A 12763-nucleotide genomic window follows, 5' to 3' on the forward strand; every position below is an offset into this window, starting at 1 on the left:
GAGGCACTTGTTCCCGCCATCAGTGCGCGTAGGTCGGCACGAGGATCGCCCGGGCCAGCGTGTGGAACGCCAGGTTGAAGCTCACCACGGCCGGTGAGGCGTCGCCGTCGACGTCCAACTCCGCCACGTCCACCGCGTGCACCACGAAGTAGTAGCGGTGCACCTGGTCGCCGGGCGGTGGCGCGGCGCCGCCGAACGCGCGCGTGCCGAAGTCGTTGCGCACGTGGAACGCGCCCGCGGGCAGCGCGTCGTCCGAGGCGCCCGCGCCGGTGTCCAGCGAGGTCACCGACGCCGGGACGTTCACCACGACCCAGTGCCAGAAGCCCGACGGCGTCGGCGCGTCCGGGTCGAAGCAGGTGACCGCGAAGCTCTTGGCCTCCTCCGGGAACCCGGTCCAGCTCAGCTGCGGCGAGGTGTTGCCCGCCTCGAACACCTGGGCCTGCGGCAGCGTCCGGCCGTCCGCGACGTCGGTCGAGTCGACCGTGAACGACGCCACCCGCGGCAGCAGCGAGTAGGGGTCGGGGGCGACGGGTCGCTCAAGGCTCATCGGGTCCTCCACACGTGATCTTGCGGGACAGACCCGCACGACCCTATCCCCGAACCGGCGGTGACACGGACGGGGGAGTGGAGGTGGTCCGGTTGGACGGCCGGGGGCAACCTGAGCGATCCTCTTGGCGTCTCAATCGAGTAAGCGCCTCCCGAACGGATCGGCGCTCGTTGGAGGGGAACCCGGATGAGACGCAGGGGAATGGCGGTCCTGGCCGCCGTTATCGCGGTCGCGTGCGCACCGCAGCCGGAAGCCGTTCAGGAGCAGCCGGCCACGGCGACCACCACCACGACCGCGGTGACGACGACCACCACCACACCGCCGACGGCCCTGCCCGGCCCGGGCGGCACCACCATTCCCGTCTTCCAGCAGGCCTACGCGTACGGCACGCCGCAGCGGCACGTGCCGCCGATCGTCGACGGCATGGTGCCGGTCGTCCGCCGGATCGAGACCGACCGGCCGTACGTGTTCATCACCGTCGACGACGGCGCGGTCCGCCACCCCGCGGCGATCGAGCTGATGCGCAAGAGCGGCGTCGAGCCGACGTTGTTCCTCAACTCCAAGCACGTCGACGGCCACGCCGACTACTTCAAGGGGTTCGACGGCGTCGCGACGGTCCACGCGCACACCGCGACCCACCCGGACCTGTCCGGCACGTCGTACGACTTCCAGCGCCGGGAGATCTGCGGCAACGCCGACCTGCTCCGCGCGCAACTGGGCGCCCGGCCGACGCTGTTCCGGCCGCCGTTCGGCAACTTCGACCACACCACGCGCCGGGCCGCGGCCGACTGCGGGTTCACCGCGCTGGTGATGTGGACGGCGGCGGTCAACGACGGTGTCGTGCAGTTCCAGGCCGGTGGTCGGTTGACCGCGGGCGACATCGTGCTCATGCACTTCCGGCACACGTTCGTGGAGGACTTCCTGGCCTTCCTGGAGCGCTGCAAGCTCGACGGCCTCACGCCCGTCGTGCTGGAGGACTTCCTGGCGGACCCCAAGGCAACCGTGTGACGTGCGACACGTCTCTAGGGGTATGCCGGCTCGGAACAGCGGAGCCGGGAGAGCCCATGGAGGGCCACCATGAACAGCCGCCTCAGGAAACTCGCACTGCTCGTCCTGTCACTGGCCGCGATCGGCGCCGCCATCCCGGCCGCGTCGGCCGCCACGTCGATGACGCAGACCCCGGTGCTGACCAACATCCGCACCGGCAGACACGCCGACTTCGACCGCGTCGTGCTCGACCTCAACGGCCACCGGCCGGAGTTCTTCATCCGGTCGGTCGACCAGCTCCACTACGACGGTTCCGGCCTCCCGGTCTCGTTGCCGGGCTCGTACTTCCTGGAAGTCCGGTCGGCCCCGGCCGCCGCGCACGACGACAACGGCAACCTCACCTACACCGGTCCCCGGCAGTTCACGACGCCCGCGTTGACCAACGTCCAGGCGGTCGCGATCACCGGTGACTACGAGGCCAACCTCACCGTCGGGCTCGGCATGCGGCGCGACTCGTGGCACCGCGTGTTCCTGCTCGACTCGCCGACCCGCGTGGTGATCGACGTCGGGCACTGACGGCAGGCACCGACGTCCGGCGCCGGCCCCGACGACCGGCCGGAGATCGTCCGTCCGGTGCGGGAGCGCTTGCCGCGCGGTGAAGCCGTGGTGAACACCCGGTGATGACCCGGTTCTCGGTCGGTCCGCCGACCGAGAATTCGGTGTGCAGGTGCTGCGGTCCGCGTTGGACTTCCTCGGTGGTCCCGGTCCGGTGCTGCTGGCGATCGGGCTGCTGTTCGCCACGCCGGTCATCGACCGGCTCTTCGTGCGCCGCAAGCGGCTCGGTTTCCGGGTGCTCTACAACTCCAAGATCGGGCTCGGGCCGGAGCAGCTGCACGACGGCACCGACCCGAACTCGCCGCAGCTGCGGGAACTGGTGCGGGTGCTGGACCGGATGAGCATCGTGGTGGTCCGCGTCCGCAACACCGGCAGCTACGACATCGACGGCGAGGACTTCGAGCAGCCGCTGACGTTCACCTTCGGCAACCGGGTGGTGTGGAACGCCAGGGTCTCCGAGGCCGGGTCGGACGAGATGAAGGCGCAGATCCGGCGCAGCATGCGGTTCTTCGGCTCGGAGGCGGGCCCGGTGAAGGCGACGCTGCCGACGGTGCGGGAGCGGATGGCGCAGCGCGTGGCCCGGTGGGGCGGCCTCGCGGTGCCCGCGGAGCAACCGGGCGAGCCGGTGTGGCACGGGGTGCGGCTGGAGAAGTTGGCGTTGCGGCGCAAGCAGAAGTTCAAGCTGCTGGTGGTGCTGCGCGAGCCGGACGGCAACGCCGCCGGCGAGCTGGGCAAGGACGTGAAGGTGGTCGGCAGCCTCGGCGGCGCCGGGATCGTGCACGACGAGCGCCCGGAACGGCTGCTCACCCTGCCCCGGCTCACCGGCGGCCTGGCCGCCCTGCTGGCCGCGGTCCTGGTGCTGGTGCTGGCGTGGCCGCCGAGTTCCCACGACGCCACGGTCGCGTGCGCGTCGGGGGCGTTGCGGGTGGAGGGGTCGAGCGTGTTCATGCCGACCATGGCCACGATCGCCGACCAGTACGAGCGGGCGTGCCCGGACGCCGAGATCACCACGTCCGCGACGGGGAGCATCCAGGGCGTGCGCGAGGTAGCCGGCGGCGAGGAGGGCGTGGTCGCGCTGTCCGACGGCAAGCAGGAGGCGCAGGGCGTGTTCGCGCAGCAGCTGGCGATCGTGGTGTACCACGTCGTGGTGCACACCTCGGTCGGGCTGGACACCATCTCGGTGGAGCAGCTGCGCGGCATCTACGCGGGTGTCTACACCGACTGGAGCCAGCTGCGCGGCGGCGCGGCGCTGCCGATCCGGATCGTGGGGCGCGGCGGCGAGTCCGGCACCCGGGAGCTGTTCGAGCGGCGGGTGCTCGGCACGAGCGAGAGCGCGTTGTCGTCCAACGACTGCCGGGCGAAGGACCGCGCGCCGTCCGCGCCGGTGATCCGGTGCGAGCGGGACAAGAACGCCGACGTGGTGCGGGAGATCGGCGCGGTCGAGGGCGCGATCGGGTACGCCGACGCGCCGTCGGTGGCCGAGGCGCGCAAGACGAACGCGCTGACCGCGCTGTCGTTGGACGGCAAGGTGTTCGACGCGGCGTCGGGCGTGGAGTCCGGTTACCCGTTCTGGACGGTGGAGTACCTGTACACGCGGTCGGAGCCGGCGGCCGAGCAGTTGATCGGTCGGTTCGTGGCGTACGTGCGCGAGCACGACGACGCGCGGGTGCGGATGAAGGACGCCGGGTACCTGCCGTGCCTGAACGCCGACGGCGCGCCGCTGGACCTGTGCAACCTGCGGTGAGCGGTTGACCTCCAGCTCGGTCGAGCTCTTAGCGTGGCCGGTGACGAAGGGGGATCACCATGACCGTCCTGGTGACAGGCGCCACCGGCAACACCGGCCGGCACGTCGTGGCCGAGCTGGTCCGTCGCGGACAGCGCGTCCGGGCGTTGTCCCGCGACCCGGCGCGGGCGCGGCTGCCCGCCGGCGTGGAGGTGGTGCCGGGCACGCACACCGCGCCCGGGACCGTGACCGAGGCGCTCGACGGCGTCACCCGGTTGCACATCACGGTGACGGCCGGGCTCGCCGAGGTCGCCGCCGAGCTGGTCGAGCGCGCCGTGGACGCGGGCGTGCGCCGGATGACCGTCGTGTGGGGCGGGTGGGTCGGACCGGCGGAGCAGGCGGTGGCCGAGTCCGGTGTGGAGTGGACGCGCCTGGAGCCGCAGGAGTTCATGTCCAACGCGTTGACCTGGGCCGACTCGATCCGCGCCGAGGGCGTCGTGCGCGAGCCCTACGACCTGCCCGGCGCGGTGGTGCACGAGGCGGACATCGCCGCCGTCGCGGTCACCGCGCTCCTGGAGGACGGTCACGCGGGCCGCGCCTACAACCTCACCGGGCCGCAGTCGCTGACCACGCGTGAGCGGGTCGCGATCCTCGCCGGGGTTCTGGGGCGCGACATCGCGTTCGCCGAGATCACGCACCAGCAGGCGGTCGACCGGCTGCTGGCGACCGGCGTGTCCCGCGAGGACGCCGAGTTCGTGATCGGTTGGCACGCCTCGCCGCCCGCGGCGGCGGCCACCGTGGTCGACACGGTCGCCGAGGTGACCGGTCGCCGTCCGCGCACGTTCGCGGACTGGGCGGCCGAGCACGCCGACCGCTTCTGAGAGCACGCGATCGCCGAAGCCCCGGCCGACTCTCGGGTCGGCCGGGGCTTCGGCGCCAAGGGGTCAGGCGGCCGCGGTGGTCGCCGCCGCGACCGGCTCCAGCGCCAGGTCCAGCACCTCGCTCACGTCCGCCACCAGGTGGACGGTCAGCTCGGCCCGCACCGACTCCGGCACGTCGTCCAGGTCGGGCTCGTTGCGCCGCGGCAGCAGCACGGTCGTGATGCCCGCCCGGTGCGCGGCCAGCAGCTTCTGCTTGACGCCACCGATCGGCAGGACGCGGCCGGTCAACGAGACCTCGCCGGTCATCGCCACGTCGGACCGCACCGGGCGGCCGGACAGCAGCGACGCGAGCGCCGTGGTCATGGTGACACCGGCCGACGGCCCGTCCTTCGGCACCGCGCCCGCCGGCACGTGGATGTGCACGCCCCGATCGGCCAGCGCCTCGGCCCGGTCGTCGTGCGACCTCAGGTAGGACAGCGCGATCTGCGCCGACTCCTTCATCACCTCGCCGAGCTGGCCGGTCAGCGTGACGCCCGCACCGCCGGTGCCGGAGGAGGCGAGCGACGCCTCGACGAAGAGCACGTCGCCGCCCGCGCCGGTGACCGCCAGGCCCGTGGCCACGCCCGGCACGGTGGTCCGCTCGGCCGACTCCGGCGTGTGCTTGGGCGAGCCCAGGTAGCCGCGCAGGTCCGGCACGTCGACCGTGACCGGCAGCTCGGCCTCCTCCAGCGCCACGCCTGCGGTCACCTTGCGCAGCACCCGTGCCAGCGAGCGCTCCAACTGGCGCACGCCCGCCTCGCGGGTGTACTCGCCGGCCAGCTTGCGCAGTGACGCCTCGGTGATCGTGACGTCCTGAGCCGTGAGGCCGGCGCGTTCGACCTGGCGGGGCAGGAGGTGGTCGCGGGCGATGGTCACCTTCTCGTCCTCGGTGTACCCGTCGAGTCGCACCAGCTCCATCCGGTCCAGCAGCGGGCCGGGGATGGAGTCCAGCACGTTGGCCGTGGCCAGGAACACCACGTCCGACAGGTCGAGCTCGACCTCCAGGTAGTGGTCGCGGAAGGTGTGGTTCTGCGCGGGGTCGAGGACCTCCAGCAGCGCCGCGGTCGGGTCGCCCCGGTAGTCCGCGCCGACCTTGTCGATCTCGTCCAGCAGCACGACCGGGTTCATCGAGCCCGCCTCGGCGATCGCCCGGACGATCCGGCCGGGCAGCGCGCCGACGTAGGTGCGCCGGTGGCCGCGGATCTCGGCCTCGTCCCGCACGCCGCCGAGGGCGACCCGGACGAACTTGCGGCCCATGGCCCGCGCGACCGACTCGCCGAGCGAGGTCTTGCCCACGCCGGGCGGGCCGACCAGGGCCAGCACCGCGCCGGAACGGCGACCGCCGACCACGCCGAGGCCGCGGTCGGCCCGACGACGGCGCACGGCCAGGTACTCCGTGATGCGCTCCTTGACGTCGTCCAGGCCCGCGTGGTCGGCGTCGAGGACGGCACGGGCGCCCGCGATGTCGTAGGACTCCTCGGTGCGCTCGTTCCACGGCAGCTCCAGCACCGTGTCCAGCCACGTGCGGATCCAGCCGACCTCGGGCGACTGCTCCGAGGTCCGCTCCAGCTTGTCGACCTCGGCCAGCGCGGCCTTGCGCACGGTGTCCGGCAGGTCCGCGCCCTCGACCCGGGCCCGGTAGTCCTGCTCCTCGGTGGCGGGCTTGCCGTCCAGCTCGGCCAGCTCCTTGCGGATCGCGGCCAGCTGCTGGCGCAGGAGGAACTCGCGCTGCTGCTTCTCGACGCCTTCCTTGACGTCCTTGCGGATCGTCTCGGCCACGTCGAGCTCGGTCAGGTACTCGCGGCCCCACTCCAGCAGCTTCTCCAGCCGCTCGGCGACGTCGCTGGTCTCCAGCAGCCAGACCTTCTGCTCCTCGTCCAGGTACGAGGCGTAGCCCGCGAGGTCGGCCAGCGCGGACGGCTCGTCCACCTGCTGCACCGAGTCGACGACCTGCCACGCGCCGCGCTGCTGGAGGATGGTGGTGACCAGCGCCCGGTACTCGCGGGCCAGCTCACGGGTGCGGTCGTCCACCGGCGGCTCGTCCGCCACGGTCGCCTCGACCCACAGTGCCGCGCCCGGACCGGTCGTGCCGGTGCCGATGCGGACCCGCTCGGTGCCGCGCACCACGGCCGCGCGCTCGCCGCCGGACAGCCTGCCGACCTGCTCGATCACCGCCAGCGTGCCCACCTTGGCGTACTTGCCGTCCAGCCGGGGCACCAGCAGGACCTTCGACCGGTCGCCGGAGGCCTCGCCCGCGGCCGTCGCCGCCTCGATCGCGGCGCGGGCCTCGGCGGTGGCGTCCGAGCCGCTGAGCCGGATCGGCACGACCATGCCCGGCAGCACGACCACGTCGTCCAGCGGCAGCACCGGCAGCGCCAACGTCTCGCCCATGATCCCTCCAAAGTTGAGTCTGACTGGCTCAACCAAGGTGAGCGCGGGATTGTTTCCGGTTCGTGTTCGCCCACAGCGAGCGCCCATTCGGGGGTCGAACCTGGGCCGGACGGTGGTGACCCGGGATGGGAGACCCGGGCCGCGGTCGGGAGCCGGACCTCCTACGGTTACCGCGAATCGCGCCGCGAGCGTCCATTCGGGGGTTGTGCCCGGTTTGCCGCACCGCGACGATCACGCGGTCCACTGACGAGGAGATGTGCGCATGGAGCAGGCGAGCTGGGTCCCGTCCTCGGTGGACCTCCAACGGCCGAGCGCGGCCCGGATGTACGACTACTACCTGGGCGGGTCGCACAACTTCGCGGTCGACCGCGAGGCGGCCAAGTCGGTCGAGCAGATCTTCCCCGGCATGTCCGGCGCGGCCCGGGCCAACCGGTCGTTCCTGCGGCGGGCGGTGCGCTACCTGCTGTCGCAGGGCGTCGACCAGTTCCTCGACCTGGGGTCGGGCATCCCGACCGTGGGCAACGTGCACGAGATCGCCCAGCAGACCAACCCGGCGGCCCGCGTGGTGTACGCCGACGTCGAGCCCGTCGCCGTGGCGCACAGCACGGCGTTGCTGGCGGACAACCCGCTGGCCACCGCGATCCAGGCCGACCTGCGCGACCCGGACTCCGTGCTGGCCGCCGACGAGGTCCGCGCGACGCTCGACTTCGACCGGCCCATCGGCCTGCTGATGCTCGCGGTGCTGCACTTCGTGCCCGACACCGACGACCCGCACTCGGCGCTCGCCCGGTACCGGGACGTGCTGGCGCCGGGCAGCTTCCTGGCCATCTCGCACGCCAGCTGGGACGGCGTGTCGCAGGAAGCGCGGGAGAGCGGTGAGCAGGTCAACGCCATCTACCGCCGCACCGACAGCCCGCTGGTGCTCCGCTCGGGCGCGGAGGTCGCCGCGTTCTTCACCGGACTGGACGTGGTGGAACCCGGCGTCGTGCCGTTGAGCGAGTGGCGGCCGGACTCCGACGACGCCTACATCAACGCGTACGCGGGCGTCGGCCGCAAGGCCTGACCGCCGTCACTCCGGTGGGGTCAGGCGCAGGTCGGGGTCGACGGGCGGCTCGCCGTCGAACGGGCCGTCGGGCACCGCGCCCAGCGCGTCCAGGGTGAGGCCGATCTCCCGCGCGTGCGGGTCGAGGCCGGTCGGCGGGGTCGTGAACCACTCGTGCAGGTCCGCCGGGATCCGGTAGCGGGCGGTGAGGTCGCGGTACAGCTCGCCGCGCTCGCCGGACTGCTCGGCCAGCTGCCGGTACTCGCGCATGGCCAGCCGCATCCGGATCCAGCGGTAGCGGTCGGTCCGGTCGCCGCCGTCCTCGGTGAACCGGGTGCGCAGCAGCCGCCCGGCCTCCGCGCCGCGCTCGGCCAGGGCGCGGATGGTCTCCGGGCGCATGAACAGGTTCGTGCCGCCTTCCAGCGCGCCGACGCGGACGTGCGCGATCCGGCCGCGGTAGCCGGGCAGCGCGGACTGCATGGTGTCGCGCCAGTCCAGCATGGTGTCCAGGATCGCGGACGCGAAGTGCCGCACCAGCCCGATGCCGCGCCACGGCGTGCCGCTGGTGGACGCGTCCTGCTCGGGCAGCCAGACGGGCCGGTCGTCGCCCGGCGGGTAGGACTGCAGCGAGAGCCCGAACGTCGGCCAGCGCGGCAGCAGGTTGTCGAAGAAGTGGATCGGGAAGTTGCTGGTGATCCCGCCGTCGGAGAACCAGTGCACGCGCGGCTCCGGCTCGGCGCGCACCAGCGGGACCGCGGCGATCAGGCCCGGCAACGGCATGCTCATCCGCACGGCCAGCGCGACCGGCAGGTTCCTCGGCAGCACGCGCACGGTCTCGGTGGGGTGCAACGGGCAGTGGTGCCGCGTGGCGTCGTCGCCCAGCTTGTCGACGGTGCGCCCCGGCAGGACCTTCCTCAGGCACGTCGGGCAGAACAGCCACGCGTCGGCCGGCTCGGTGAACGGCAGCCGGTAGGGGCGGCCCTCGGACAGGTCCGTCGTCATCAGGACCAGGTTGGTGGTCAGGTCGTCGAACGTCAGGTCCGCGGTGCCGGACAGGTCGTCCAGCCGGTCGGCGATCCAGTCGCTCAACGGCGGCACGCCGGTCGACGCCGGGACACCGCAGCGCCGGTCCCAGAAGGACGGCCGGAACTCGCCGGTGCCCGGCACGAGTCCGAAGTGGATGGTGGTGGCCATCCGGTCGAGGAAGCGCTTGGCGCCCAGGCCGAAGGTGAGCGCGACCGCGCTGACGAACGCGAAGCCGAGCACCAGCCACCACCCGGCGGCGGTGGCCGCGCTCGCCAGGTCCCGCGCCGTCCACCGGGTGCCCAGGGCGACCGGGATCAGCGGGAGGACCAGGAGCAGGGCGGTGCCGGCGCGGCGCAGCCAGGCGTCCCGGCCCTTCGGCAGGACCCGCAGCACGATCCCGGGCACCGCGACCAGGACCACGACGGTGAGGCCGATCAGCACCCACGTCGGCGTGGAGCCCCACTCGACCGAGTGAAACCACAACGTCGGTCCGGTGAGCCACAACGTCAGCGCCACCGTCAGGAACGCCCGTGCGCGCCACCCGATCGCGCTGATCAGGGCCAGCAGGAGGCACGTGAGCGGGCTGCGGCCGGTGGAGTCGCGGCGTTGCATGGAGGCCGCCACGATCCGGTACAGCTTGCGGGTGTGCCCGCTGGGCTGGAACAACTGCGCCAGCCGCCACCCGGGTGCGGCGAACCAGTCGACGACCTCTTCGAGCTTGCGGAAACCGCCCTGGTCGCGGCCCTTCTCGGCGGCCGCGGTGAACGCGGCCCCGATCGCGCCCGCCGAAGCGCCGCCCAACGACTTGAACCGGTAGTGCCGGGCCAACTCCACCACCGCCAGCGGGTAGACGACCCCGCTCGCCGTCCCGCCCCGCATGGTCAGGTCGCAGTACCGGTCGAAGTCCTCGGCCATGGGAACCTCCCGCCCACCATGATCTCCGACCCCGGCGGCGTGGCGCTAGACCGATCGGTTGTTCACGGGACGTTCCCGATGTGGTGTGGTGGCGCGGTGGTCTACTCGGAGATGATGGCGCGCCGCCTGGAGCCCGCCCTGCGCGACCTGGTCGAGGTGTGCCGGTTGCGGGAGCGCGACCGGTACGACTGGGGGCCGCTGTTCGAGGCGACGGTGTCCGTCGGCGGTGACGACGACGCCACCTACGCGCGGGTGGCCCTGTGGCGGCCGGCCGGCGGCGAACCGGCGCGGGTGCACGTGTGGGGTTGGGTGGTCAACCGCGACCTGGCCCGGTACATCGGCGGCAACCCGCCCCCGGAGCACGACGTGGAGGTGCTGCGGCTGCGCGGGCCGGTGCGGCCGCGCGGTGACGACCTGGAGGCCGCCGGGTTCAGCGCCCGCATCGCGCGGCACCTGTGCGACCTGGTCGGCGGCACGGGGTTCGGCGTGGACGAGGGGTTGCCGCACTTCAACCTGGAGGTGTGAGCCCCGGCGCCGGGCACGCGTGCCGCCGGGCCGCTGACCGCTCAGACCTGGTCCAGGAACTCGTCGACCTCGGCCAGCGCGCGCCTGCGCACCGGCTCGGCGGACAGGAACAGGTCGTGCATGCCGCCCTCCACCGGCACGATCGTCACCCGCTTGCCGATCTTCGGCCCCCACTGCCGCATGTGCTCCACGTCCAGCACGGTGTCCGCGGTCATCGCCTCGGGCGTCCACCGCTTCGCGTGCAGGTGGCTGCGAGCGGACCGCAGGAGCAGCACGGGCGGGCGGACGTCCAGGCCCCGGTGCAGCCGGGCGTGACCGCGGCGGATCGCGCGCAGCCACCCGGCGTGCACCGGGAACGCCTCGATCGGCTTCCACGCCGTGTCGAAGTCCCACTCGCCCTGGTGGTCGCGGTGGATGCTCTCGCCGTACACCGGGCCCAGGCCGGGCTTGAGCACCAGCCGCGGCGCGAAGCGGCCGACACCGCGCACCAACGCCGTGCCGACCGTCCGCACCAACCACGGCTCGGCCAGGTCGAGCCAGGGGCTGTTGAGCACCAACGCGTCGAGCAAGTCGTCCGAACGCCGCTCGTGCGCCCACAGGCTGGTGATGAGGCCACCGGTCGAGTGACCCATCACCACGAGGTGCCGGTGACCGTCCTCCTCGCGGATCACCCGCGCCGCCGCGTCGATCTCCTCGAAGTGCTCGGCCAGGTCGGTGACGAAGTTCGCGACCTGGCCCGGCCGCAACGACCGCCCGTACGCGCGCAGGTCGATGGCGTAGAAGTCGAAGCCGCGCGCGGTGAAGTGCTCGGCGACGTGCCGCTGGAAGAAGTAGTCCGCGAAACCGTGCACGTACAGCACCGCGCCCCGGGTGGCGGGCCGCGCGCGGCGGCGGACCAGGGTGGCGGTCGTGTCCCCGCCGCCCAGGGGCAGCGCGCGGAGTTCGTAGTCGGTGCCGAGCACGTCTGCGTTCACCGGGCCAGTGTGCACGCCGATTCGTCCGATCGGGGAGAGGTGGGTGCCCTGTTCGTGGCACTGTGGGAGGCATGAGCAGCGAGGAGATCGAACGGTCGAGCGCGCGCGTGCGGTTCCCGGGCATCAGCCCGCGGGCGTACGAGCACCCGGTCGACCGGGGGGCGTTGGCGGTCTTGCGCGCGGTGCCGGGCATCGGCCCGGTGTTGCAGGCGGTGGCGGGCGCGTTCACGGAACGCGGCGAGCGGTTGGGCTACCTGGCGTCGAGCATCAGGGTGGGCCCGAAGCAGTACCCGGAGCTGGACCGGCTCCGGCTGGAGGCGGCGGCGACGCTGGACGTCGACCCGGTGCCGGAGTTGTTCGTCAAGCGCGACCCGGTGCCCAACGCCATGACGCTGGGCATCGACAAGCCGTTCATCGTGCTCACCACCGGCCTGATCGAGCTGCTGGACGCCGACGGCCTGCGGTTCGCCATCGGGCACGAGATGGGCCACGTGCTGTCCGGGCACGCGCTGTACCAGACGATCCTGCAACGGCTCATGCAGTTGCAGCACGGCCTGGGCTGGATGCCGGGGGGCTACTGGGCGATCACCGCGATCATCGCCGCGCTGCGCGAGTGGTACCGCAAGACCGAGCTGTCCTGCGACCGCGCCGGCCTGCTGTGCGGGCAGGACCCGGCCGCCGCGCTGCGGGTGCACGTGGCCATGGCGGGCGGCATGGACCTCACCCGGGTCGACACCGCCGAGTTCCTCAAGCAGGCCAAGGAGTACGAGCAGGTCGAGGACGTGCGCGACAGCGTGCTGAAGCTGATCCGCACGTGGCCCCTGACCCACCCGATGGCCGTGGTCCGCGCCGCGGAGTTGCAGCGGTGGGCGGCGGGCGAGGAGTACCGCGCCATCCTGACCGGCGAGTACCAGCGGCGTGAGGACGACCGGCCGACGAGCTCGTTCACCGAGGACATCAAGTCCGCGGCCCGGTCGTACAAGGAGTCGGCGGCCCAGTCCGAGGACCCGCTGATGAAGGTGTTCAACGAGGTGGGCGACGTGCTCACGGGTGCGGCCGGTCGGGTGCGCAGCAAGTTCACCGGAGCGGACTAGTCCA

Annotated in this window: 11 protein-coding genes; 7 read left to right on the top strand and 4 right to left on the bottom strand. The window is 72.6% G+C overall.

Features of this window, described 5'->3' with window-relative positions:
• Positions 1–19: 19 nt before the first annotated feature.
• Positions 20–547, bottom strand: coding sequence for a YbhB/YbcL family Raf kinase inhibitor-like protein (locus tag ACYVLT_RS20720; protein WP_461121821.1), 528 nt, complete (start codon positions 545–547; stop codon positions 20–22).
• Between the two features lie 186 nt (positions 548–733).
• Between ACYVLT_RS20720 and ACYVLT_RS20725 the strand changes: the two genes are divergently transcribed.
• From ACYVLT_RS20725 to ACYVLT_RS20740, 4 genes are all read left to right on the top strand, one after another.
• Positions 734–1555, top strand: a complete 822-nt coding sequence (locus ACYVLT_RS20725) for a polysaccharide deacetylase family protein (RefSeq protein WP_461121822.1) — start codon at positions 734–736, stop codon at positions 1553–1555.
• 69 nt (positions 1556–1624) lie between these two features.
• On the top strand, positions 1625–2110 hold the full coding sequence (locus tag ACYVLT_RS20730; protein ID WP_461121823.1) for an AMIN-like domain-containing (lipo)protein: 486 nt from the start codon (positions 1625–1627) through the stop codon (positions 2108–2110).
• 145 nt (positions 2111–2255) lie between these two features.
• Entirely contained in the window at positions 2256–3893 is a 1638-nt protein-coding gene (locus tag ACYVLT_RS20735; RefSeq protein WP_461121824.1) for a PstS family phosphate ABC transporter substrate-binding protein, read from the top strand.
• A gap of 59 nt (positions 3894–3952) precedes the next feature.
• Positions 3953–4753: an NAD(P)H-binding protein gene (locus tag ACYVLT_RS20740; protein ID WP_461121825.1), complete on the top strand. Its 801-nt coding sequence runs from the start codon at positions 3953–3955 to the stop codon at positions 4751–4753.
• A 63-nt stretch (positions 4754–4816) separates the two neighbouring features.
• Here the strand turns inward: ACYVLT_RS20740 and lon are convergent, their stop codons facing one another.
• A complete protein-coding gene (lon, locus tag ACYVLT_RS20745) occupies positions 4817–7183 on the bottom strand; it encodes an endopeptidase La (protein ID WP_461121826.1) in 2367 nt (788 codons plus the stop codon).
• 262 nt (positions 7184–7445) lie between these two features.
• Here lon and ACYVLT_RS20750 point away from each other — a divergent pair, with 262 nt between their 5' ends.
• Positions 7446–8246, top strand: a complete 801-nt coding sequence (locus tag ACYVLT_RS20750) for an SAM-dependent methyltransferase (RefSeq protein ID WP_461121827.1) — start codon at positions 7446–7448, stop codon at positions 8244–8246.
• A 6-nt stretch (positions 8247–8252) separates the two neighbouring features.
• Here ACYVLT_RS20750 and ACYVLT_RS20755 read toward each other — a convergent pair whose 3' ends face one another.
• Positions 8253–10166 carry a patatin gene (locus ACYVLT_RS20755; protein ID WP_461121828.1) on the bottom strand — a complete coding sequence of 638 codons (1914 nt, stop codon included), beginning with the start codon at positions 10164–10166 and terminating at the stop codon, positions 8253–8255.
• A gap of 96 nt (positions 10167–10262) precedes the next feature.
• Here ACYVLT_RS20755 and ACYVLT_RS20760 point away from each other — a divergent pair, with 96 nt between their 5' ends.
• Positions 10263–10691 (top strand): hypothetical protein, encoded by a 429-nt coding sequence (locus ACYVLT_RS20760; RefSeq protein WP_461121829.1) that lies wholly within the window; start codon positions 10263–10265, stop codon positions 10689–10691.
• A gap of 41 nt (positions 10692–10732) precedes the next feature.
• Here the strand turns inward: ACYVLT_RS20760 and ACYVLT_RS20765 are convergent, their stop codons facing one another.
• Positions 10733–11665: an alpha/beta hydrolase gene (locus ACYVLT_RS20765; RefSeq protein WP_461121830.1), complete on the bottom strand. Its 933-nt coding sequence runs from the start codon at positions 11663–11665 to the stop codon at positions 10733–10735.
• 71 nt (positions 11666–11736) lie between these two features.
• On the opposite strand from ACYVLT_RS20765, the gene ACYVLT_RS20770 reads away from it, so the two are divergent.
• On the top strand, positions 11737–12759 hold the full coding sequence (locus ACYVLT_RS20770; RefSeq protein WP_461121831.1) for a M48 family metallopeptidase: 1023 nt from the start codon (positions 11737–11739) through the stop codon (positions 12757–12759).
• The last annotated feature ends 4 nt before the right edge of the window (positions 12760–12763 follow it).

The organism is Saccharothrix stipae (assembly GCF_054781895.1).